Annotated in this window: 19 protein-coding genes; 17 read left to right on the forward strand and 2 right to left on the reverse strand. The window is 40.1% G+C overall.

The window, feature by feature from the left end:
• Positions 1–18: 18 nt before the first annotated feature.
• The 9 genes from R2S57_RS26140 (at position 19) to R2S57_RS26180 (ending at position 11,053) form a co-directional block, all read left to right on the forward strand.
• The gene (locus tag R2S57_RS26140) at positions 19–1,626 is read left to right on the forward strand and encodes a RagB/SusD family nutrient uptake outer membrane protein (protein WP_316847865.1); all 1,608 of its coding nucleotides are present in this window, start codon (positions 19–21) and stop codon (positions 1,624–1,626) included.
• An 11-nt stretch (positions 1,627–1,637) separates the two neighbouring features.
• Positions 1,638–2,750 (forward strand): SusE domain-containing protein, encoded by a 1,113-nt coding sequence (locus tag R2S57_RS26145; protein ID WP_316847866.1) that lies wholly within the window; start codon positions 1,638–1,640, stop codon positions 2,748–2,750.
• A gap of 147 nt (positions 2,751–2,897) precedes the next feature.
• Positions 2,898–3,950: an arabinogalactan endo-beta-1,4-galactanase gene (locus tag R2S57_RS26150; protein WP_316847867.1), complete on the forward strand. Its 1,053-nt coding sequence runs from the start codon at positions 2,898–2,900 to the stop codon at positions 3,948–3,950.
• Positions 3,951–4,146: 196 nt separating this feature from the next.
• Positions 4,147–5,196 (forward strand): hypothetical protein, encoded by a 1,050-nt coding sequence (locus tag R2S57_RS26155; RefSeq protein ID WP_316847868.1) that lies wholly within the window; start codon positions 4,147–4,149, stop codon positions 5,194–5,196.
• A 27-nt stretch (positions 5,197–5,223) separates the two neighbouring features.
• Positions 5,224–6,687 carry a hypothetical protein gene (locus R2S57_RS26160; RefSeq protein WP_316847869.1) on the forward strand — a complete coding sequence of 488 codons (1,464 nt, stop codon included), beginning with the start codon at positions 5,224–5,226 and terminating at the stop codon, positions 6,685–6,687.
• Between the two features lie 21 nt (positions 6,688–6,708).
• Positions 6,709–9,135: a DUF4982 domain-containing protein gene (locus R2S57_RS26165; RefSeq protein WP_316847870.1), complete on the forward strand. Its 2,427-nt coding sequence runs from the start codon at positions 6,709–6,711 to the stop codon at positions 9,133–9,135.
• Between the two features lie 357 nt (positions 9,136–9,492).
• Positions 9,493–9,783: a hypothetical protein gene (locus tag R2S57_RS26170; RefSeq protein WP_316847871.1), complete on the forward strand. Its 291-nt coding sequence runs from the start codon at positions 9,493–9,495 to the stop codon at positions 9,781–9,783.
• 163 nt (positions 9,784–9,946) lie between these two features.
• Positions 9,947–10,135, forward strand: coding sequence for a cold-shock protein (locus tag R2S57_RS26175; protein ID WP_055906587.1), 189 nt, complete (start codon positions 9,947–9,949; stop codon positions 10,133–10,135).
• 246 nt (positions 10,136–10,381) lie between these two features.
• Complete coding sequence (locus tag R2S57_RS26180) at positions 10,382–11,053, forward strand: hypothetical protein (protein WP_316847872.1); 672 nt, start codon at positions 10,382–10,384, stop codon at positions 11,051–11,053.
• A gap of 1 nt (position 11,054) precedes the next feature.
• Here the strand turns inward: R2S57_RS26180 and R2S57_RS26185 are convergent, their stop codons facing one another.
• Positions 11,055–11,396: a hypothetical protein gene (locus R2S57_RS26185; protein ID WP_316847873.1), complete on the reverse strand. Its 342-nt coding sequence runs from the start codon at positions 11,394–11,396 to the stop codon at positions 11,055–11,057.
• 413 nt (positions 11,397–11,809) lie between these two features.
• Between R2S57_RS26185 and R2S57_RS26190 the strand changes: the two genes are divergently transcribed.
• From R2S57_RS26190 to R2S57_RS26220, 7 genes are all read left to right on the forward strand, one after another.
• On the forward strand, positions 11,810–12,388 hold the full coding sequence (locus R2S57_RS26190) for an RNA polymerase sigma-70 factor (protein WP_316847874.1): 579 nt from the start codon (positions 11,810–11,812) through the stop codon (positions 12,386–12,388).
• A gap of 144 nt (positions 12,389–12,532) precedes the next feature.
• Complete coding sequence (locus tag R2S57_RS26195) at positions 12,533–13,672, forward strand: FecR family protein (protein WP_316847875.1); 1,140 nt, start codon at positions 12,533–12,535, stop codon at positions 13,670–13,672.
• 157 nt (positions 13,673–13,829) lie between these two features.
• Positions 13,830–17,255, forward strand: coding sequence for a SusC/RagA family TonB-linked outer membrane protein (locus tag R2S57_RS26200; protein WP_316847876.1), 3,426 nt, complete (start codon positions 13,830–13,832; stop codon positions 17,253–17,255).
• 22 nt (positions 17,256–17,277) lie between these two features.
• Positions 17,278–18,753, forward strand: a complete 1,476-nt coding sequence (locus R2S57_RS26205; protein ID WP_316847877.1) for a RagB/SusD family nutrient uptake outer membrane protein — start codon at positions 17,278–17,280, stop codon at positions 18,751–18,753.
• A gap of 10 nt (positions 18,754–18,763) precedes the next feature.
• Positions 18,764–19,453: a DUF4843 domain-containing protein gene (locus R2S57_RS26210; protein WP_316847878.1), complete on the forward strand. Its 690-nt coding sequence runs from the start codon at positions 18,764–18,766 to the stop codon at positions 19,451–19,453.
• A 20-nt stretch (positions 19,454–19,473) separates the two neighbouring features.
• Positions 19,474–21,027 (forward strand): PKD-like family lipoprotein, encoded by a 1,554-nt coding sequence (locus R2S57_RS26215; protein WP_316847879.1) that lies wholly within the window; start codon positions 19,474–19,476, stop codon positions 21,025–21,027.
• 18 nt (positions 21,028–21,045) lie between these two features.
• Complete coding sequence (locus tag R2S57_RS26220; protein ID WP_316847880.1) at positions 21,046–22,146, forward strand: TlpA disulfide reductase family protein; 1,101 nt, start codon at positions 21,046–21,048, stop codon at positions 22,144–22,146.
• 36 nt (positions 22,147–22,182) lie between these two features.
• On the opposite strand, the gene R2S57_RS26225 is transcribed toward R2S57_RS26220, so the two are convergent.
• On the reverse strand, positions 22,183–22,740 hold the full coding sequence (locus R2S57_RS26225) for a hypothetical protein (protein WP_316847881.1): 558 nt from the start codon (positions 22,738–22,740) through the stop codon (positions 22,183–22,185).
• 336 nt (positions 22,741–23,076) lie between these two features.
• On the opposite strand from R2S57_RS26225, the gene R2S57_RS26230 reads away from it, so the two are divergent.
• Positions 23,077–23,946 carry a serine protease gene (locus R2S57_RS26230; protein WP_316847882.1) on the forward strand — a complete coding sequence of 290 codons (870 nt, stop codon included), beginning with the start codon at positions 23,077–23,079 and terminating at the stop codon, positions 23,944–23,946.
• The last annotated feature ends 22 nt before the right edge of the window (positions 23,947–23,968 follow it).

Genomic DNA, 23,968 nt, shown 5'->3' on the forward strand with positions numbered 1-23,968 from the left:
TGTTTTAATACAAAATATATGAAACTACGTGTTTTACAATTATTCACACTCGTTTGTGCCATTGGTATGCTTGCCACATCGTGCAACAAATTAGATTTAGTACCCACAAATGACCTTACCGCCGATAAAGTATATACTTCGGCAGCGGGTTACAAACAATCGTTAGCAAAGGTTTATGGTGCTTTTGCGCTCACCGGAAATGCATCGGTTGGTCAGCCCGATATCCCTGTTGAAATTATCAAAGATGAAGGTAATTCCGATTTTCTTCGTTTGTACTGGAATTTGCAGGAATTAACTACCGATGAGGCGGTTTGGTCGTGGCAAAACGATGCAGGTATTCAGGGCTTGCACGAAATGAGCTGGTCGTCGATCAATTCGATTATTAATGGTTTATATTACCGTTCATTCTTCCAGATCACACTTTGTAACGATTTTATCAATCAATCTTCTGAGGATAATTTAAGTAAAAGGGGAATTGCGGGCGCCGATGCAGATCAGGTGCGTAAATTCAGGGCCGAAGCCCGTTTTATCAGGGCTTATCAATATGCGGTATTGATGGATATTTATGGCAATCCGCCACTGGTTACCGAAACTACCGAAATAGGAGGTAAGGATCTGCCAAAACAGATTGCCCGTAAAGATTTATTCGCTTATGTAGAATCAGAGCTTAAAGCCATTGAAAATGATCTGGCTGCACCAAAAACCAACGAATATGGTCGTGCCGATAGAGCGGCATCCTGGGCTTTATTGTCAAGAATGTACTTAAATGCGGAAGTGTACACTGGTACGGCCAGATATACCGATGCGATTACTTATTGCAACAAAATTACCGCTGCAGGTTATACGTTACATGGCAACTACCGCGAACTTACCATTGCCGATAACCACTTAAATACCGACGAGAATATTTTTACGATCAATTACGATGGTACCAGTACCCAAAATTTTGGTGGTACCACTTTTCTGATGCATGGTCCGGCACACGTTCCGGCAGAAGTTTCAGGATCGAACGGCGATTGGGGCGGTTTAAGAATCACACAACAGTTTGTGAATCTATTCGCTGATAAATCAGGTGCTACAGATACGAGGGCACAGTTTTACATGTCGGGACAAAATATGGAGGTGAACGATTTATACAATTCGAACGATGGTTACTCAAGCACCAAATTTCGCAATAAAACAGGCTCTGGAGGTCCGGCTCCACATCAGGATGTTGCAAAAGACTTTTCAGATATCGATTTTCCACTTTTCCGTTTAGGAGAAACCTATTTAACCTATGCAGAAGCTGTTTTGCGCGGTGGTAGTGGTGGCAGTTTAACACAGGCGCTAACTTACATTAACCAGTTGCGCACCCGTGCCTATAATGGAAGTGTAGCTGGTAATATTACTTCGAGTGCTTTAACCACCGATTTTATTTTAGATGAACGCGGCCGTGAACTTTGGTACGAAGCCACCCGCAGAACAGATTTGATCCGTTTCGGGAAATTTACCACTGCCGCCTATTTATGGGCCTGGAAAGGTGGTGTTAAAGATGGTACTGCCGTAAATGGTAAATACAATCTTTATCCATTGCCGCCAACCGATCTTTCGGCCAATCCAAATCTTCGTCAGAATACAGGTTATTAATCTACATTATCATGAAAAAATTTATTCAGATCATCTATACTTTGTTTTTAATCAGCCTGTTTTTTGGTTGTAAAAAAGAAGAAAGTACAAATATAGTTAGCCCACCAAATGCGGCTAGTCTTGCTTTTAAAAGTTCGGCCGCCAATGTGGTATTAACATCAGCCAATGATGCAAGCAATGTAGCTACCTTTAGTTTTAAGGCTGCAAACTTTGGAGTAAACATTATCCCAACCTATTCTCTCGAATTTGACGTGCCTGCCGATACTGTTGGCGCAAATGCCTGGGCGAATGCCGTAGTGGTTAAACTTGCTACAGGCACTTTTGAAAAGGCATATTTAGGAGCAGATTTCAATTCTCTTATGGCCAATCAGTTATTGTTGCCAACAGGCATTGCAAATACACTAGTGGTACGCTTAAAAGCCGAAGTAACACAGAATACCGGAACAGCTTCTAGCATCAAACCCATTTACGCTAGTTTAAGCATGACGGTTAATCCCTACAAAGCCACTATAGAATATCCCGCGCTAATGGTAAAAGGAGGCAACTCCTGGAAAACGCCAACCGCACGCACCAATGGTTTTGTGTTAACCTCTGCCAAATTTAATTCGAAATATGAAGGTTATCTCAACCTGCCAAATGCCGATGGATATGGCGGAGATGCTTTTCAATTGGTATCAACCAAAGATGCAAGCAAGGTTTATGGTTGGGGAGGTACTTCAACCACGATGAGCTTAACAGGAGGTAATTTATACCTTACCCCTGCACCAGCTTACATGAAAGTGAACGCCGATGTAGATGCATTAACCATTACCTATACGCCTGTGAAGTTCTTTATTTCGGGTGATGACAATGCCTGGAGCACTTCATCAACACCTTTAATTTACAATGCAACAACTGGTAAATGGGTTGCCGCTAATGTATCGTTAACTGCAGGCAAAACATTTGTTTTTACCTGTAATGGTGGTTACGATATCAGTTATAAAGTTGATGCCAATGGTGCATTGGTTTATGCAGGTGCACCAACCTGGGGCGGTATTAATATACCAGTTGCCAAAACAGGTGTTTTTACGGTTACCTTGGATTTAAGTGCGGGTGATGGAAATTATACGTATTCGGTTAAATAAATAAAGGTAGGATTTAACCACAGATGTACACAGATAAACACAGATGTCTTATCTGTGCGCATCCTAAACATCTGTGGATAAAGACATGGCAAAAAGTTGAAATATAACAACTGAAAATTAAGTTCAAACTTGCTTAAGAATATAAAGATGTTGAAAAAAATAAAAACCATAAACTGGCTAGGCCTTATTTTACTGCTTAGCCTAATTAATGCAGGCTGCAAAAAATCAATCAAAGGTGAAACGCAGCTTTATCCAGCTCCAGATCCCGTTGGTACTTATGCTTTAGGTGCCGATGTAAGCTGGCTCACAGAAATGGAAGCGGCTGGTAAAAAGTTTTACAATGCTGCCGGAGCACAGCAAGATCTGTTACAGATCTTGAAAGATAAAGGCATCAATACCATTCGCCTGAGGGTTTGGGTAAATCCAGCTGCAGGTTATTGCAATACTGCTGATGTTTTAGCGAAAGCAAAAAGAGCGAAAGCCATGAACATGCGTTTGTTGATCGATTTTCATTATAGCGACTCCTGGGCTGATCCGGGGCAGCAAAACAAACCTGCCGCATGGGCAGCACAGGATTTTGCAACCTTAAAGACTTCGGTTTACAACCACACCGTTGACGTTTTAACGGTTTTAAAAACCAATAAAATTGTACCTGAATGGGTGCAGGTAGGTAACGAAACCAATAACGGTATGTTGTGGAATGATGGAAAAGCCTCTGTAAACATGAAAAACTTTGCAGAACTTGTGCTTTCAGGTTACAATGGCGTAAAAGCGGTAAATCCAACGTCGAAAGTGGTGGTGCATATTTCTAATGGCTATGATAACAGTTTGTTTAGATGGATGTTCGATGGGTTAAAAAATAATGGTGCCAAATGGGATGTAATCGGCATGTCGATGTATCCTACAGCTGCAGATTGGTCGGCAAAAAATGCACAATGTTTAACCAATATGACAGATATGGTTGCTCGTTACGGATCAGAAGTGATGATCTGCGAATTGGGGATGCCAGTTTCAGAAGCTGTGGCTTGCAAAGCTTTTATCAAAGATTTAATTGTAAAGAATAAATCGTTACCAAATAATAAAGGTTTGGGGGTTTTCTATTGGGAACCGCAATCCTATAACAGTTGGAGCGGTTATAAATTGGGCGCTTTTGATGATTCGGGCAAACCAACCGTTGCCATGGATGCTTTTCTGCCTTAGAGTTGGTCTGGATTTGCAATCCGGACTTAGCAGGATACGGATTTAAAATCCGCAGTAAAAGCGTCGGGATTGCAAATCCCGACTAACAAAAAGACATATATTCACAGGCAGAAAGCATCATTTCGGCTAGTCTGGTCGAAATGAATCGTATATTAATAAAGTCGGGATTTGTAATCCCGACCAACAAACTTTATTTATGATTTCACTCAAAAAACTGTCTCTTTCACTTGCTTTTGTCTTTATGGCAATGGTTGCCAATGCCCAAAATAAACAAGGTGTTTATGTAGATGCATCGGGTGTAATCCGCTGGGAGAAAGACCATAAAGAAGCAGCTTTTTTCGGCACCAACTATACTGCGCCTTTTGCTTACGGTAACCGCGCTATTTTAAGAATGGGCGTTACAGCTGAGCAAGCGATAAAAGACGATGTATATCATTTCTCCAGATTGGGTTTAGATGCATTCCGCGTGCATGTTTGGGATCAGGAAATATCAGATGCAGAAGGTAATCTGATCAATAACGAACATTTAAGGCTTTTTGATTTCTTATTGGCCGAGCTTAAAAAACGTAAGATCAAAACGTTGGTTACACCGATTGCCTTTTGGGGAAACGGTTATCCCGAGAAGGACGAAAATACAGGGAGTTTCGCCAATAAGTATGGTAAGGATAAATCGGTAGTGACTGAAGCAGCATTTAAAGCGCAGGAAAATTACCTGAAACAGTTTTTTAAACACAAAAATCCTTATACCGGTTTAACCTATCAGCAGGATGCCGATATTTTAGCTGCCGAAATCAATAACGAACCGCATCACAGTGGCCCTAAAGAAAGAGCAACCGAATACGTTAACCGCATGACGGCAGCCATCAAAAGCGCTGGCTGGACGAAACCCATATTTTACAACATCAGCGAATCGCCCTGGTACGCCGATGCCATTGTAAAGGCAGGTGTTCAGGGGCATACTTTCCAGTGGTACCCAACAGGTTTGGTCGCCGGACATACTTTACAGGGAAATTATCTGCCGAATGTGGCAAAATATAAAATTCCTTTCGATACCATTCCAGCTTTTAAAAACCGTGCTAAAGCGGTGTACGAATTTGATGCAGGCGATGTAATGGCGCCAATCATGTACCCTGCAATGGCCAGAAGTTTCAGGGCTGCGGGTTTTCAATGGGCAACGCAGTTTGCCTACGATCCGATGGCAACGGCTTATGCGAATACTGAATATCAAACCCATTATCTAAACTAAGCGTACACACCATCAAAGGCAATCAGTATGTTAATTGCTTCAAATGTTTTTCACCAAACTTCCCGTTTAGATAGTTTGAACAATGGCAATAGTTTTGGCCCTTTTAAAATCGATTACAAAAGTTCGCTAAGTGAAATGAATAATGGTGAGGAATTTTATTATTCAAATACCACTACCTCGGAAATAACCAATGCCAAAAAATTGAAACACATTGCTGGTGTAGGAAGTTCCAAAATTGTTCAGTATCAGGGCAGGGGGGCTTACTTTATTGATCAAATTGCTGCAGGGCTTTGGCGTTTGGAAGTGATGCCTGATGCCGTTCAGATCAGGGATCCTTTTGAAAAGGCTTCACCCAAAAAGGAAGTCACACGGATTATTTGGGCCAGTTTACCAATGGATATTGATCTGCCTGACTTAGGTTCAGATTTTAAGGTGAAAGCATTAAACACAGGTAATAATTTTGATTCGAAAGCAGCGCAACATCATTTCTTGGTTAGCCCTGGTGTATATTTATTGGTGAAGAAAAACCTGAAAAGCAGCTTGAATGGGCAAAGCATTTATCAAAATATCACTTTAGGCGAATTTGTTGCGCCTAAAGCTTCTGATGGTGATGTTTTCGTTAAACATCAGCCATTATCAACAGTTTCAGAAGATATTGCTTTCCAAATCAAGGCAGAAATTCTGGGTTTAGGTTTGAAAGATTCTGCTTTTGTTCAGCTGAATGCTGGCAACCGTTGGAAAACTATCGCATTACAAAAAACGCAGGAATACGAATATTCGACATCAATCCCAGCCGAGCTGGTAAAAAATGGTTTATTTAAATACCAGATCATTGTACATAAAGTAAATGGCGATGATGTTACTTTTCCTGCCAATGTAAAGGGCAATCCCAATGCATGGGATAATGTCGAAACCCAAAGCTACCAAACAAATGTAGCGGCAAAAGATGCCCGTTTGGAAATCTTTAATGCGGGTATTGATGGGAAAAATAGCAATATATACAGTCCCGATTGGGGAAATAATAAGGTTGATTATGTTTCTGAAGAAAATCCATCAGTATTGCAGATGAAACTTTCCATAAATGTGCCTAAAAATGGTCGATTAATGGGTTTTCAAAGTTTCTTTGCAAATAAAATGGCAGGTAGGACCTCAGAACTGAGCAACATGAAAACTTTAGTCATTAAAATAAAGGCAAATACAGCAAACACAAAAGTTAAAATTGGTTTAATCGATGCTGAGGCACATTTTTTCTCTTCAGAAATGATGGCCAATCAGGAATTTCAATGGATAGAAATTCCGTTAAATCAGCTTAAAACTGATCAGCAGCTGTTGCTCCCACGTCCTTATCCAGGCTTTTTGCCACTTTATTATCAATCATCAAATCAATCTGCATTCCATTTAAAAAATGCCGAAAAACTTGAAGTTACTTTTGGTTATGGCAGCAATACCGAACCAACCAATATTGTTATCGAATCTATTTATTTAAAATAATCATCTCTATACATGTTCCGATTGAAAAAAATATGCACACTTTTTTTTATAGCTGCGCTTTTCCATTTAACTGCCCTTGCACAAAGAACCGAAATCTTGTTAGATGAAGGTTGGAAATTTTCGAAAGGGAATTTTCCAAATGCAGCCGAAGCGACTTTTAATGATACACGCTGGGAAACTGTTTCTGTTCCACACGATTGGGCCATTAGCGGACCATTCGATAAAGAAATAGACAAACAGGTAATTGCCATTACACAAAATAACGAAAACAAGGCTAGTGAGAAAACCGGCCGCACGGGAGCTTTACCTTATATAGGCGAAGGATGGTATAGGAAAAAACTGAATTTACCAGCACTTAAGGCAAATCAAAAAGTGTTGCTGCAAATAGATGGTGCCATGAGCGAACCCCGCGTTTACCTCAACGGAAAACAGGTTGGAGAGTGGAATTATGGTTACAACTACTTTTATATTGATATTACCAACGATTTAAAAGCAAATGATAATGTATTGGCCATCCACCTGAAGAATATGGCTAAATCTTCACGCTGGTACCCGGGCGCAGGTTTGTTCCGTAATGTACATTTGATCATCAAAGAGGAAAAAAGCATCGAGCAATGGGGTATTACAGTAACCACACCAATAATAAATAAAGAATTTGCCAAAGTAAACATCAAAACCAAACTAAGCAGTAAGGGGCTTCGCCTCGTAACGCAGATTTTGGATAGTTTGGGGAAACAAGTGGCAATTGACACCGCAAAATCCATTTTTGGTAAGGAAACCGATCAGAATATAGAAATCAAAAATCCTGATCTCTGGAGTCCGGAAAGGCCTTACCTGTACACCGCGGTATCGCGTGTTTATGAGGGGGCTGTTTTAAAGGATGTAGTTAAAACAAGAGTGGGAATCAGGTCAATCAGCTTTAGTGCAGCAACCGGATTTAGTTTGAATGGTCAGGTGAGAAAATTTAAGGGTGTTTGTTTGCACCACGATCTGGGACCGCTTGGTGCTGCCATTAATACAGCAGCTCTAAGAAGACAATTGACGATTTTGAAAGATATGGGCTGCGATGCCATCAGAAGTTCACACAATATGCCCTCGCCAGAGCAGCTGGAACTCTGTGATGAAATGGGCTTTATGTTTCTGGCAGAGAGTTTCGATGAATGGGCAAAGGCAAAAGTAGAAAATGGTTATCACCTGTATTTCGATACCGATGCTGAAAAGGATATTGTAAACCTGGTGCAGGCGAACAAAAACCACCCTTGTATCGTGATGTGGAGTTCGGGAAATGAGGTGCCCGATCAGTTTGGTGCCGAAGGTGTGAAAAGGGCAAAATGGCTTCAGGAAATTTTTCACCGCGAAGATCCTACACGCCCTGTTACAGTAGGGATGGATCAGGTAAAGGCTACCATGCAATCGGGCTTTGGTGCGCTCATGGATATTCCAGGATTAAACTACAGGGTGCATTTGTATGAAGAAGCCAATAAAGTTTTTCCGCAGGGCTTTATTTTGGGATCCGAAACGGCGTCAACAGTAAGCTCGAGAGGCATTTATAAATTTCCGGTTGTAAAAGGATTTGATAAACAGTATCCTGATTTTCAATCTTCATCTTACGATCTTGAATATTGCAGCTGGTCTAATGTGCCTGATGATGATTTTGTAATGCAAGACGACAAACCATGGGTAATCGGGGAGTTTGTTTGGACAGGTTTCGATTATCTTGGTGAGCCTACACCTTACGATAACAGCTGGCCATCGCGCAGCTCTTATTTTGGAATTTCCGATCTTGCGGGTTTGCCAAAAGACCGTTATTACCTGTACAGAAGCCGTTGGAATAAAACAAAGCCTACGTTGCATTTACTTCCACATTGGAACTGGGCGGGAAGAGAAGGACAAACCACGCCTGTTTTTGTGTACACCAGTTACGATAGTGCCGAACTTTTTTTGAATGGTAAAAGTCTCGGCATACGTAAAAAAGATAACTCATCACCACAAAACCGATATAGGTTGATGTGGATGGATGTAAAATACGAACCTGGAACATTAAAAGTAGTAGCCTTTGATGGCGACGGAAAACCTGTAGCAGAGGAAAAGGTAACCACAGCTGGTAAACCTTATAAAATTGTGCTCACTCCGGATCGAAAACAAATTACAGCCGATGGAAAAGATTTATCTTTTGTAACCGTATCGGTGGTTGATAAAGATGGAATTCCCTGTCCAACCGCTAGCAATGCCTTAACTTTTGAAGTAAAAGGAGTAGGGGTATTTAAAGCAGTTTGTAATGGTGATGCCACTTCATTAGAATCTTTTGTAAAACCAACGATGAAATTGTTCAGCGGAAAATTGGTGGTAGTGGTGCAGGCAGGTAAAAAAGATGGGCCAATACAATTGAGCGTTAAAGGAAAAGGGTTAGAAAATGGAAATACAGAAATTGTTTCGGTTGTTAATTAATTTTTTAGTACTGTCATTCTGAACGCAGTGAAGAATCCCACTGATGGTCTTATGTTTCTTATACAGTTGAAATGTATTACATAAAAGATTCTTCGCTGCGCTCAGAATAACAAAAAGAAAGAATTTTTTGTGCTTCTATTGTTCTACTGTCATTTTTTTACTATGAATCGTTGATTTTTAACATGTTAATTATTAATAATATCTGTTTTATATAAAAAAAATCTTAAAAGCGTAGCGTTGTGTGGGGTTTTCCATGATTATGTAGCTATAACCATCTAATTGTATAGGTACTGTTACAATTAATCTTATTGGGAATAATTTTTTAAATTAGCATATATCAAAAAACCTGATAAGCTTATGGAAAATCTAAAAGAAGAAACCAAAATCAAAGCTTTCCTCACCAGGATAAAAGCAGAGTGGCCAGGAGTTGTGGAGCGCTTTGAGTTTAAAACAGGCAGTGTAATTTACGTTCATTTAAAAGAAGGTATATCGAGTATCGACTTCCTCGGCAAACTTTCCCGTCAGGTAGAGCGTTTCGTCGATTTCAGTATGCCGATCATTTTATACCATATCGAAAGTGACGGCATGAATTTAAGATCGCACCCCATTAATTGGTACTCTTCCATCGCACAAAGGAAATCTTTATAAGTCCGGTAAATATTCGTAAATAAATACTGCTACTGTAAAATAGCGGTAACAATCCTCAAGGTTGTAAATATTTTGCATATAAAACTCAATTTTATTTGTCAGTTATTTTGGTTTTTGGGTTTTAATCCTATTTTTGATTTTTAATTTAAAAACATCCAGTATAATGAAAAACGGAACAGTAAAATTTTTTAACTCAGAAAAAGGCTTTGGCTTTATTAAAGAAGACAGCGGATCTGAGATTTTTGTGCATGCATCAGGCCTGATTGATGAAATCAGAGAGAATGATACAGTTGAATACGAAGTTCAAGAAGGCAAAAAAGGCCTTAATGCAGTGAAAGTAAGAGTTGTTTAATTCTTCCCCCAAAAGATTTTGAGCAGGATTTAGTCCTGCTTTTTTTTTGCCCCAAAATTGTATAATGGTAGCTAAATTGGGAAAGTTTTTGATTGAACAAAAAGGTTGAAAAAATTTCCTACTCATTTCTAGTTGATTACCGATCTGATTGGCTTTGCCAGTGTTTTGTATGGTTGTTTTCTGGATTGGATTTTTATTTTTGTTATTGTCGATACACTCGGCCGGAACCAAACAAATTAAATATTTTTGCAACTCTCTATTTTTTCAATTCAGGAAACTGTTATAAACAACAAATCTCTTGATCGTGGTACCTTTATGGCTGCGGCGCAGTTTGTAACGGCACTTAATTTTGATGGCGAATTTGAACTTTTGAGCCTTTCAGCAATGAATAATCAATTGGGTAATGCCAAAAAAGGTGGACTGGTGTTTGTGCGTAATGGCAAGCTTAAAATGCATCCCGAAATTTATGATCATTTGTCGCTGATCTCGATATCGTCTATCTGTGCAGGTAGTGTTTATTTCCATGGCCGCGATAAAATTGCCGCAGAAATTGTAAATCTTCCCTATAGCGATGGACTTCTAAATCTGGAAGGTGCAGAAGAGGATTATATGGCGTTTAAACGTTTGTGCAGTCCTGTTTCGCGTTTCTTTTTGTTACAGGCTAAAAAGGTACAATGGTCGGCAATCCTATCTACATTCAGGTTTTTTATGATGGATGGCATTTGGGATGTGGTCAATTTTGTGGCTCATGCCATTAACCAGGCCGATGCCGATGTGCTGGCCTGCGCACAGCTTTTAGAAAGTATGCAAAAGCAAGAGTGGTACCCTGGCTTTTGTGCCTCGCTTAAAACTTTCCATGCTTCGAGGTATCCTTTAAGTAAAATTGGTTTAGAATCTGAGCTGCCAGAAATGGCTTAAATTATTTCAGGTAATTTTCCAATAATTCGCTTATATCCTCGCCAATAGCCCTATTGCCCATATTATTAAGTTTTTGTTGCGAAGAATTGTGTTTTTCGATATAAGTAGCCTCTGTTTTATTAAATTTTAAATAACCCTGCTCAAAATAACGTTCCTCAATTTCGGTAGAAGAATCCATCGACCTAAACCATAATTTGATTAAAGAGCCTGTAATTTTATCGAAATAAAGCCAGTGAAAAGTTGCCTCAGCATCTGCATTGTCGGGCAGATCCAAACGCTTGATTTCTAATATAACGGTATCTGAATTTTGGAAAAAGTATAAAATCTTATATTTAGACGGCATGCCGCAAAAATAGGACTAAATTTTTTATCACAAAAGAGATTTTTGCTGTTTAGATTTAATATTGTTGAACTTTGATTTATATCAACAATTTCTTTGGTTGATTAGTCATTGGCTATCAGATTCCTGTATAAGTTAAACGACATGACGATTTATTTGGTAAGTTAAATTATGCTATATCTCAGTCTAATGAAAAAAGAATGTTGGATAATAGTGGCTTAATATGCTTGCGGTACTCCGTTTTGATAGTTTTAGCCGTTAATTTCATTAAAGTATTACAATATTTTAACCTTGTGTTAAAAAATGACACATTAATATAGGGTAAAGTCTATAATTTTATTAGTTTTACCCTAGCAACGCTCTTAGTCTACCCCCTATGATGAGCTATTATCCCTATAAATTCTAAACATCCCATTTTGGATAATTTACAGTTGCGTACAGATTTAGAGTTACTGGCTTCTTCCATGGAAGGCGATAGAAAAGCCTTTGCGGAGATTTTTGAACGTTACCATGATCTTCTTTATCAACATGCCTACAATAAAGTTCGGGATAGGGATGAAGCAAATGATGTAATTCAGGAAGTTTTTGTAAAACTCTGGAACATTAAGGCTGGTACCCAGGTACAAAATCTTTCAGCTTACTTGTATACCATGGTGAGAAACCAGATTTTTTCTTTGATCCAACACAAAGAAGTAGTAAGTGTTTATAGCAATTCATTCCAGGATTTTAAACAAAACGGATCAGTGGAAGCAGATTACCTGATCCGTGAAAAACAACTTAATGAAATTATCAACAAAGAAATAGCTGCATTGCCACCTAGAATGCGCGAAATTTTTGAATTGAGCAGGAAAGAATATTTAAGCAATAAACAAATTGCTGAAAAACTGAATTTATCAGAACATACTGTTGCCGATCAGATAAAAAAAGCACTCAAACAGCTAAGATTAAAGGTTGGGGGACCAGCAATGATCATCTTTTACCTGCTGAATAAATAATTCTGCTTAAATAATGTTGCTATAGTTCGTCTTTTTCTCGTGATTTTGAAAGAAAATAAATAAATCTATCTTTTTTTAGCTTTCATATCCCCGATTTATATTTCTGAACAGTCTTACTATAAAGCAGCCAACAAATGCTCCGTTATGGAAGACAATAAATTTAAAGATCTCTTAAAAAAATATCAATCAGGGTTATGTACTGAGGAAGAAGAGGCTTGGTTAGAATCCTGGTACTTAAACCTCAATGAAACCAGCAAAGAAAGTGTGCCTGCGGTTGCATTGGCTGAAGATCGTCGCAATAATTGGGCGCTGATTAACGCCAGGACGAAATATAAACCCCGGCCTATGTGGTTAAGCCTTTCGGCTGCGGCATTGTTACTTTGTACGCTGAGCATCGGGATTTATTTTTATATGATCAAATATCACGTAATAGGTACCCCTAAAGCAGAAGTTGCACAAGAGATTGCTCCTGGAGGAAATAAAGCATTTTTAACGCTGGCAGACGGACGAAGAATTAGTTTAACCGATGTAGGCAATGGAGAACTTGCCGAACAGGCAGGAATAAAAATTACCAAGGCGGCCGATGGTCAATTGGTGTATACGATTCAAGAGGAACAAGAACAGCCAAATATTCAAACGGTTACATATAATACGATAGAAACTCCACGCGGTGGGCAATACCAGATTTTACTTCCGGATGGAACGAAAGTTTGGCTCAATGCGGCTTCTTCGCTAAAATACCCAACCACATTTATAGGTGCCGATAAAAGGCAGGTAGAGTTAAAAGGCGAAGCTTATTTTGAAGTTGCACACAATAAGGCACAGCCCTTTTTAGTCATTACCCCGGCTTTTAAAACCAATGGTAAAGCACATGAGGTTGAGGTTTTAGGCACACATTTTAACATTAACGCTTATGCTGATGAACCTGCCATTATAACCACTTTGTTGGTAGGATCGGTTAAAGTGAACGATCAACTGTTGAAACCCGGGTACCAATCGGTTTTCGAAAATAATAAAATTAAAATCTCCGAAGCAGACCCCGAGGCAGCTGTTGCCTGGAAAAACGGCGATTTTGTTTTCAATGGTCAGGATGGAGAGACTTCCTTGCGGATGTTAAGCCGTTGGTATGATGTAGAAATAGATGATTCTGAAAACCTCAAAAACCTACATTTTGGTGGCGTAGTTTCCCGATCGCAGAACCTATCGGCTGTAATTAAGATGTTGCAGGCCACTGGCGATCTGAAATTTAAAGTTGAAGGAAGGAGGATCATTATGATTAAATAATGTACGTTATAATGGTTCAATAAAAAAGCCGGGAATGCTGCAAACATCACCCGGCGAAAGATTGGAACCAGACTGAAAATTTGTGAAGATTATCAACCAATTACGATTACTGCGAACCTTAAAATAGGCAGTAATACGTAGAGACCAAACTATTCAAATGTATAAAAATTTTATCGGAAATATCGGTAAGCCGCCCGGCTATGCCCTTAAATTACTGCTTATTATGAAGTTAAGCGTTGTTATCCTTATTATAACGATAATGCAAACCAGTGCTGCCGTAACTTTTGCCCAGAACATTAATATTACTGAAAAAAATGTTCCGCTGGAGAAAGTGTTAAAGCAAATCAGGTTGCAGAGCGGATATGATTTTTTTTATAACCAGGATCTTGTCCGCGGTATAAATATTAATGAACTGAGCATCAAAAATGCTTCCTTAGAACAAGCCATTCAAAAAACACTTTCTGGTTTACCATTAACCTTTTCTGTTGATAACCGGATTGTGGTGATCAGAAAATTGGACCGGTCTCCATCAGCGGTGGTAGACTCTGTAATCAGTGGAACGGTTTACGATGCCAAAACGAAAGACCGTCTGCCTGGTGTTAACCTAAAGCTAAAAAACTCGGGTACCAAAACAGTTACCGATGCGCGGGGTAATTTTCGGATTACCGCGGTTAGAGGAGCCATATTACAGGTGAGTTATGTGGGTTACGAATCGAAAGAAGTAACCGTTACCGGTACCAGACTGGATATTGCGCTTAACGAAACAGCACAATCGTTGAGCGGAGTGGTGGTAACCGGTATTTTTGCCCAATCAAAATCTACCTTTACAGGTGCAGCCAAAACGTTTAGCGCCCAGGAACTGTCGAAAGTTTCGAACAATAATGTACTTACCGCATTAAAATCACTCGATCCATCTTTTCAGTTACCCGAAAACCTGAATACAGGTTCTAACCCGAATGTATTGCCTGATGTGGTTTTACGCGGGGGAAATACTTTGGTTGATATCAGACAGAGCGCACAGGCCGATCCTTTTAATTATCAGTCAGCACCAAATGCACCGCTATTCATATTAGATGGTTTTGAAACCTCTCTGCAACGTATAAACGACCTTGATATGAACCGGATTGCCAGTGTAACCATCTTAAAGGATGCTGGTGCAACAGCGATTTACGGATCCAGAGGAGCAAACGGTGTAATTGTAATTGAGCAGGTAAGGCCTGCCGAAGGTAAACTCCGCGTTTCGTACAACGCAAGCGTAGTGGTAGAGCAGCCGGATATAAGCGGTTACGATTTATTAAACGCACAGGAGAAATTCGATCTGGAAGACCGCACCGGTGTGTATAAAAATACCTTTAACACCACTCAAAATGCACTCGATCTGGTAAGGGAAAATCGTTTGGCTGCCATTAGAAAAGGGGTTAATACCGATTGGATTGCTAAACCTCTACAAACAGGCGTTGGCCAAAAGCATAATATTTATGTTGAAGGTGGGGCAGAAGCGGTTACCTATGGCTTAAATCTTACTTACGATCAAAAAAGCGGTGCAATGAAAGGTTCGGATAGAACGACTACAACTGCAAATTCATTTCTCAGTTACAGGCTTAAAAATTTCCAGTTCAGAAATGATTTAACATTGGGTTTTAACAAGGCGAATAACTCACCATATGGTTCATTTAGGCAATATGCACAACTGAACCCTTATTGGAGCCCTTATGATGATGCGGGGAATCTTAAGGTTTATCTGGAAGAAGTAATCGATCCTCAAACAGGATTGAGGGTTGGTTCTAATTTAACCGATTTTTACGATAATTTAAACGGATATGTTGGCCGTCCGGTAAATCCACTTTACAATGCATCATTAAATATTACAGATCAAACCTCATATAAAAGGGTAACCAATAATTTCGAAACCCGTTGGCAGCCCAAAGATTGGTTAAGGTTAACCGCCAGGTTATCCTACAACCAACAGTCGGATGAATCGGATATCTTCTTGCCTGCTCAACACAGTTCCTTTGCCAATGTAACCACTTTCGAAAAAGGTTCTTATACCAAAGGTTATGGTAAAACGCAACGTGTTGAAGGCTTTTTAACTGGCGAAGCGAACAAAAGTTTTGGTAAACATTTCTTATCAGCTTCGGCAACCCTCAATATTCAGGAAAATTCATACAATACGCAAAGTATACGGGTGATCGGTTTTCCAAACCCAAATTTGAGTGAACTGATTTTGGGTAACCAATATCCAGCCAATACCCACCCAACTGGTACCGAAAGCCTTTCCAGATCGGTTGGTACGCTTGCACGTTTGGCATATGCGTACGATAACAGGTATCTGGTAGATGCAACTTACCGTTTGGATGGATCTTCCTTGTTTGGATCAGACAAAAGATTTGCACCTTTTTGGTCGTTGGGCGCAGGATGGAATGCACACAATGAAGAATTTTTAAAAGGAAACAACGCAGTTAACGAGCTAAGGTTAAGGTATACCATCGGTACAACAGGCTCTGAAAGTTTCGAAAGTTATAAAGGAATAACCACCAGTCAATATTACACTGATCGCGATTACCGTGGTGTTATTGCCTCTTATTTGTTGGGCTATGGTAATTCGGCACTGGCCTGGCAAAAAACGTTGAAGAGCAATATTGGTTTAGATATTACCTTGTTCAACAGGTTTACCTTAAATGCCAATTACTTTAACGAACGCACTAAAGGCAGTATTGCTTTCATTTCGAGTGCACCATCTAGCGGTTTTGCGGGTTATTATGATAATATGGGCGATGTGGTGAACAAAGGATATGAGCTTTACGGCCGATATAATATCATTGCTACTCCATCCAGCAGGAATAATCTTTCGGTATTTGCCAATGTGTTCCATGTAACGAATAAAATTGAGAAGATTTCTTCAACCATTAAAGCCTTAAACGATAGGGCAAACACAACATTGTCTTCCACGCCACTACCGCGATATGCTGAAGGGCAATCGGTTAATGTAATCTGGGGGGTAGAATCATTGGGTATCGATCCGGCATCTGGAAATGAGTTGTTCAGAAAACGTAATGGTACCATCACCACCACTTACGATCCTGCCGATCAGGTGATTATTGGCGATGCCACACCAACATTATCGGGCACTTTTGGGACCAATTTAGAAGTTAAGGGAATCGGACTAAATGTTTACCTCCGTTTTAATGTTGGCGGCGATGCCTATAACCAAACTTTGGTAGATCGGGTTGAGAATGTGAATGTAAACCAGTACAATGTGGATAGAAGAGTTGCTGAAGAACGTTGGCAAAAGCCAGGTGATGTGGCGCTTTACCGTGCAATTGTAAATTTTGCAGGCGCTGTAAACTCCAACATTACTTATGTTACTTCACGCTTTGTACAGAAAAACAACTTCATTACAGGAGAAAGTATGTCGGCTTATTATCGTTTGCCAGAGCGATTGAATAAACGTTTAGGCTTGCAAAATACCAAAATTACACTGTTTACAAGTGATGTATTCAGGATAGCCAGTATCAAACGCGAACGCGGTCTGGATTATCCTTTCAGTCGCAGTTATACGCTACAGTTGCAAACCACCTTTTAACTGACCATTAATTTTAAATGATATGAAATCTATTAAACAACTATTTCCGGCATTTATCCTGGCGATGCTGTTGTTGTTCACCTCTTGCAAAAAATGGCTTGATGTAACACCAAAAACACAGATTAAGGAGGATGCCCAATTTAGTACTAAACAGGGTTTTACCGATGCCTTATTTGGGATCTATCAAAATTCGGCAAAATCGTCTGGATATGGTCGCAATTTAACCTTTGGCTTATTGGATATTCTTGCGCAACAATATGAAAATAAATCAATAGGAACCAGCTTATACGCAAAACTGGCCGCCTATAATTATACCGATGCTGAGGTTCAAGCTATGGTTGATGCCACTTTTGCCAACAGCTATGCCAGTATTGCACAGGCCAATTATGTGCTTAAAAACGTAGATAATGGTGTGCTGGATGAAAATACCAGAAGAATAATTAAAGGAGAATCGATAGGTATGCGCGGATTTTTACACTTTGATCTGATCCGCCTTTTCTCTGATGTGTATGCAGACGGGACAAATGCGAATGCACAATCTATTTCTTATTTAAAATCGTTTACCGTTTCGCCCACCTCCAGGATTTCGGTAGGCGCTGCACTTTTGCTTTGTGAGGCCGACCTGAAAGAAGCAGAACAATTATTATCGATTAATCAAACGATAGATCCTATTTCCGATAATCAGGGAAGTACCAATCCAGACCTGTTTTTACAGTTCCGCCAGAACCATTTAAACTACTGGGCGGTAAAAGCGGTATTGGCCAGGTTATATTTGTATAAAGGCGATAAAGTGAATGCACTTAAATATGCTACCGATGTAATCAATAGTACAAAATTTACTTTTGTTAACCAGAGCACGCTAAATGTTGATCCTACAGCACTTAATTCCGATCTTACTTTTAGCAGGGAACATGTATTTTCGATTTATGTTTCAGGGTTGAAAGCGGTTGTTGACGATGTATTTAAAAATACGTTGGCGGCAGGAGATCCAACAGATTTATGGACGACAAAAGCTAACCTTAATACGATTTATCAGCCAACATTGCCTAATCATGGCACCGATATCAGATCTGTTACAGCATCAAAAAGCTTATGGAATGAAGTTTCTGCCAATGTTGTTTACACTAAAAAATACTATAGTGATAATGCAAGTAATGTGGCACAAAGGATTATTCCGGTAATTAAACTATCCGAAATGTACTACATCGCGGCAGAATCGGCCGCAACGTTTACCGATGCAGCAAAATACCTGAATGCGGTACGTGCAAGCCGTTTGATCCCAGAGATTACTGTCCCTGCGTCTACCGAGGCCTTAGACACACAGATTTTACTGGAGTATAGAAAAGAGTTTTATGCCGAAGGGCAGCTCTGGTTCTATTATAAACGTAAAAATCTGGCCTCAATAGCCAATGGAAGTGGCACAATAGTGATGACAAAGGCTAAATATATCTTCCCATTGCCTAACACTGAATTAGAATTTGGATCATCTGGAAACTAAGATTATGACTATGAAATCAATTTTAAAAAACGGGCTTGCAGTATTGGTGTTGATATCCATTATTGTTTCCTGTAGCAAAGATAAAACACTCTTGTTTGATGAGCCAACGGCTGTTTATGTAAACTCCCTGCCCGATAGTACCGAGTATACCTTTGCTACGGCACCAACCTCGAGAGTAACCGATACTGTATTAATGACTTATCGCATTATAGGTAATGCTGCTACTGTAGATCGCACGATAAATTTAGAGGTAAGAAACGGAGCAACCGCAAAAGCAGGTTATCATTACAAACTAGGGCCTGCTATTGTAAAAGCCAATGAGTTTGCAGCAACTGTTCCTGTATACGTTTACCGAAAAGCTGGTTTAAAGGATAGTACGGTCCAGGTGATTTTCGATATTAAAGACAATGCCGATCTTAAAGCAGGTTTCCCTGCACAATTACGGTACAAATTAACGATTACGGATATCCTTTCGAAACCCACCAATTGGGAAACCACCTGGAAAAACTATTTCGGGGAATACTCGCAGGTGAAATTTAGATTCCTGCTTACGGTTACCGGAAAAACCAACTGGAACAGTTCACCGCTTCCACAAGATTCGCGTTATCTATCGCAACGGGCCAGAAATGCCCTGTTAGAATACAACCAGCAAAATGGTCCGCTGATTGACGAAAACGGCGCACAGGTTTATTTTCCTTAACAACCATTATCAAACATAACATGAAGATCAATATAAAAAACTATAAGTTAATTGGCGCTTTGCTATGCTTAGTGGCCATCATGCTGCAAAGTTGTTCTAAAGATGAAAGTAATGATGGCCTTACACCGATCAATACCATATTGATCAGCGACCCGCTTTCATTAACCAATATCACGGTTTTTCAGGGCGATACCCTTAAATTGAAGCCAACGTTAACCCTAAGTATGGCGGAGAAAATAAATAAACTACAGTTCTCCTGGTTGGTGTACAACAGCAATGGCGCCATCAGTTTGGCTTCTCCGCGCACACAGATTTCCGATCAGTATGAACTCAAATATCCAATAAAAGGTGATCCTTTTATCTTAGGCGAACCCTATGTGCTGCGTTTGCAGGTAAAAGATACCGAAACAGGTGTTAGTTCATACTTCAACTACCGCGTTACCATCGGTAATAAATATGGAAGTGGCTGGCTCGTGCTGGAAGATAAGGCTGGTAAAGGCGATATGTCGTTCATTTTTCCCGACAGCTCGGTAGAACACCAGATTTATAGCAGTAGAAATACTGCGCCCTTACTTGGTCCTAAAAAACTGGAATTAACGCCTTTTGTGGTAACAGATGATATTTCTGCCGTTGGAAAAAGGTTGTATATCCTTGCTGAAAGTGGAAGCCAGGAATATAATTATTTAACCATGGTAAAAAAGTTTGATTACAGCTTTGAGTTTTTTAGCGCACCGGCTATTATTAAACCGCAAGTAATGACCTGGCTCTCTACCACATCTGGTGCCACACGCTCGCCAAACATTGGTATTGTAATCAATAACGGAAAAGCACATTCAAACCTGGTGGGTGGCTTCCCGGGCGTAAAAAAATGGGGAGATATTGCTTTAAACGATCAGGGCAATACCAATTATGCTCTGGCACCGTACACCGCTGGCGGACCAAATGTGGCCTCCATTGTTTACGACAATACGGCGCAACGTTTTTACACCATTATTGCCTTTAGTGCCACACCAGCCGCAGGATCGTTGACACCATTGCCTGCAAATGCGAGTTCGCCTGCCTTTGATATGAATAACGTGGGCATGACAATGATTTTTCAGGATTCGGCCGATGTAGTGCATAATTATAATGCCATTATGAAAAGCGGAAGTGATGCTTACCTGTTGCGTTTCAAAACGATCAATACAAGTACTGCGACACCAAATTTATCGGTAAGCAAAACTTTAATGAACGCACCGGGCATTTTAAATTATACTGCTGCTGCCGGTTCTACCAATACCGGACATATTTATTATAGCAATAACAATGTGTTATCCAGATATGAAACCGGATCGAATACCATTGTAGAAACTTACAGTTTCCCAGCGAACGAACAGGTTACGGCGGTTAAATATGCTAAATACAATTTTAACGATAAAGACGCCGTTAAAAAATCGCGCCTGGTTGTAGGTACCTGGAACGGCACCGAAGGCAAGCTTTATTACTTTGCCATTAGTCAAACAGGCGCCATGGGCGAACCAACCAAACAATTTACCGGCTTTGGTAAAATTGTCGATGTAGCTTATAAATATTAATCTAAAACAAAAAACAACATGAAATTATATCATACAACATTAAAATCGGTTTTATTTGGCGTGCTGTGCCTTGCTGGATCAACTGCCATTGCACAAACTACAGGTACCTACCAGATCAGTGGAAAATTTGACGACCTGGGTAACAACAAGGTTTTTTTAAGCACCTCTTACGATAATAAAAACATTACCGATTCGGTGGTTGCACAAAACGGAAGTTTTACCTTTAAAGGAACGGCTCCTGGCACCCTAATTTATGGCATTCGTGCCGAAAAAAAATACCTGGTACTGGCTGTTCAGCCTAATGAAAAAGTGGTGATTAACGGAAGCCTTGCAAAGCTGAATGAGGTTTCGATAACAGGTGCAAAAGACCAGCATATCTGGCAGGAGTGGACTAAAGGCTGGCAAACGATAACCGCCAGGGCTGGTCAATTGTACAAAAAGTTGGATAGTTTAGGTAAAGATGGCGACCGCACTTACGTAGATGCTGAGTTTAGTAAACTGAACCAAAGGTTGGTGGATTCAGTAGAAGTTATCGTGAAAAAATATCCTTCTTCTGGAGTAACACCTTATATCATTATCGATAGGTTTATCAATTACCCAAATTTGGAAAAAGCAAAAAGTACCTATGCTGCCTTAACAGCAGCAGGAAAAAATTCTGTTTATGGAAAGGAAATCGCGGCATCTTTAGCCATTAGCGCTAAAACCGGAATAGGCGTGAAACCTGATTTTACCTTGCCTGACCGTGATGGGAAAAATGTAACGCTGTCTTCTTTAAAAGGAAAAGTAGTGCTTGTTGATTTTTGGGCAAGCTGGTGTGCACCATGCCGTAAAGAAAACCCGAATTTGGTAAAAGCTTATGCCAAGTACCACGACAAAGGTTTTGAGATTATTGGTGTTTCTTTAGACAATAAAAAAGATGCCTGGTTAAAAGCAATTGAGGCTGATCAATTGGGCTGGATGCATGTTTCTGATCTTAAAGGTTGGAAAAGCGATTTGGCAGCAGAATATGGCATTAAAGCAATTCCTACGAGTTTCCTGGTTGATGCATCAGGAAAAATCATCGCAAAAGATTTAAGAGGTGATCAACTGGATAAGAAATTAGAAAGCATTTTAAAATAAAAAGGCTTTAGTAAGATCTGAAAGTACCAAAGCGCATCAATGACACAGTTTATTGAACAGACCCGCACCAATTGGTGTGCCTTGGTACAATTTTGGAGCTTCTAGGTGCATTGCCGAAGCTTTTAGGTTCGACGTCGGGGCTTTTAAGTGGTCGATAGGAGCTTTTAGGTGCATCGCCGATGCTTTTTGGTCCGGTGTCGGAGCTTTTAAGTGGTCGATCGGAGCTTTTAGGTGCATCGCCGATGCTTTTTGGTCCGGTGTCGGAGCTTTTAAGTGGTCGATCGGAGCTTTTAGGTGCAGTGTCGATGCTTTTAGGTGCAGTGTCGATGCTTTTAGGTCCGGTGTCGGGGCTTTTAAGTGGTCGATCGGAGCTTTTAGGTGCAGTGTCGATGCTTTTAGGTCCGGTGTCGGGGCTTTTAAGTGGTCGATCGGAGCTTTTAAGTGGTCGATCGGAGCTTTTAGGTGCAGTGTCGATGCTTTTAGGTCCGGCATCGGAGCTTTTAAGTGATCGATCGGAGCTTTTAGGTGCAGTGTCGATGCTTTTAGGTCCGGCGTCGGTGCTTTTAAGTGGTTGATCGGAGCTTTTAGGTGCAATGTCGATGCTTTTAGGTCCGGCGTCGGTGCTTTTAAGTGCTCTATCGGAGCTTTTAGGTGGTTTAGATCCCGTCGTTGGTCAGGATCTGTGATCTTGACCCGCTGTGATATTTAAGCTAGTGCTCCAACGGGCTACCATTGACAGACTCCAGTAAAGCGATCGTTGTAAGATTGCTTCGTCGGCTGAAAAAGCCTTCTCGCATCCGATAGCTATCGGATGACGATACTTTGAGGAGATTTACCATCATTATCTCCTGTCATTTATATTGATTTATAAAAGAAATTAACCCTCAGAATGACAATTATATATTTATGATACAATCTCTTTTTATAGGCATGAAAAATAAATTAAGCATAAAACTGATCATTATCTTTCTTCTTGCAGGTTTAACTTTTAGTGGTTTTGCCCAAATTACTAAAGTTGAAAACGAAATGGGGGCGATCAGTTTCGATCGCGTTGCACCATTGATTAAAGAATTAGCACAAAGTGGTGCTTACCTGAAATCGGTCGATGTAACAGGCCAACTGAACAAAACAATAAATACTAAAATTAAAATCGCCCTTACCAAACCTTCAAAAAAGGAACTTTCGGGTAAAGAGATTTACCCTGGCTTGAAACGTTCTACTTTGATATTGATTTCGAGTGGATTGCGTGCAACAGCAGTTGTATTGGATGAAGACGGTATATTATTAACCAATTACCACGTATTGGAAATGTTTGGCGATACGCTAAGAAAGAACAATCAGCCAATGTTTGCCATGACCAATGCTGGTATTTTTTACCCAATAATCCAAATTTTAGCCTGCTCAAAAGTAAATGATCTGGCCATCATTAAAATAGGTGGCTTGGACAAACAAAAGCTGAATCCGGTAGCCATTGGAGATACTGCACCAGAAGGGGCTGATATCTATGTGATGGGACATCCGGCACATATTACCTACTTTTTTAGCAAGGGCATTGTTGCCCGGAATTTTATCCGAAATCCATCAAACCAAAAAGATGATGAAGATTTTAGGATGGCGGTAACGGCCGATTACAGTTTAGGAATGAGCGGTGGACCAATTGTAGATAACAATGGAAATCTGATTGGTTTGGTGTCTTCGGCAGTTGCTTTGTATGGCAATCCACAACAGAAAATTAATCCGCAGATGTCTTTCAAAAATGCAATTCCCGTGATTGCGATCAAGAAACTGCTGGCAGAATAAATTGTAGCTTAAATATATTGTT

Source organism: Pedobacter psychrodurus (assembly GCF_032678585.1).
Classification (GTDB): domain Bacteria; phylum Bacteroidota; class Bacteroidia; order Sphingobacteriales; family Sphingobacteriaceae; genus Pedobacter; species Pedobacter psychrodurus_A.

Bases quoted from the DNA above. Each gene is read 5' to 3' on its own strand.
- R2S57_RS26140 (WP_316847865.1), top strand. From the start codon at position 19: ATGAAACTACGTGTTTTACAATTATTCACACTCGTTTGTGCCATTGGT.
- R2S57_RS26145 (WP_316847866.1), top strand. From the start codon at position 1,638: ATGAAAAAATTTATTCAGATCATCTATACTTTGTTTTTAATCAGCCTG.
- R2S57_RS26150 (WP_316847867.1), top strand. From the start codon at position 2,898: ATGTTGAAAAAAATAAAAACCATAAACTGGCTAGGCCTTATTTTACTG.
- R2S57_RS26155 (WP_316847868.1), top strand. From the start codon at position 4,147: ATGATTTCACTCAAAAAACTGTCTCTTTCACTTGCTTTTGTCTTTATG.
- R2S57_RS26160 (WP_316847869.1), top strand. From the start codon at position 5,224: ATGTTAATTGCTTCAAATGTTTTTCACCAAACTTCCCGTTTAGATAGT.
- R2S57_RS26170 (WP_316847871.1), top strand. From the start codon at position 9,493: ATGGAAAATCTAAAAGAAGAAACCAAAATCAAAGCTTTCCTCACCAGG.
- R2S57_RS26175 (WP_055906587.1), top strand. From the start codon at position 9,947: ATGAAAAACGGAACAGTAAAATTTTTTAACTCAGAAAAAGGCTTTGGC.
- R2S57_RS26185 (WP_316847873.1), bottom strand. From the start codon at position 11,396: ATGCCGTCTAAATATAAGATTTTATACTTTTTCCAAAATTCAGATACC.
- R2S57_RS26195 (WP_316847875.1), top strand. From the start codon at position 12,533: ATGGAAGACAATAAATTTAAAGATCTCTTAAAAAAATATCAATCAGGG.
- R2S57_RS26200 (WP_316847876.1), top strand. From the start codon at position 13,830: ATGTATAAAAATTTTATCGGAAATATCGGTAAGCCGCCCGGCTATGCC.
- R2S57_RS26205 (WP_316847877.1), top strand. From the start codon at position 17,278: ATGAAATCTATTAAACAACTATTTCCGGCATTTATCCTGGCGATGCTG.
- R2S57_RS26210 (WP_316847878.1), top strand. From the start codon at position 18,764: ATGAAATCAATTTTAAAAAACGGGCTTGCAGTATTGGTGTTGATATCC.
- R2S57_RS26215 (WP_316847879.1), top strand. From the start codon at position 19,474: ATGAAGATCAATATAAAAAACTATAAGTTAATTGGCGCTTTGCTATGC.
- R2S57_RS26220 (WP_316847880.1), top strand. From the start codon at position 21,046: ATGAAATTATATCATACAACATTAAAATCGGTTTTATTTGGCGTGCTG.
- R2S57_RS26230 (WP_316847882.1), top strand. From the start codon at position 23,077: ATGAAAAATAAATTAAGCATAAAACTGATCATTATCTTTCTTCTTGCA.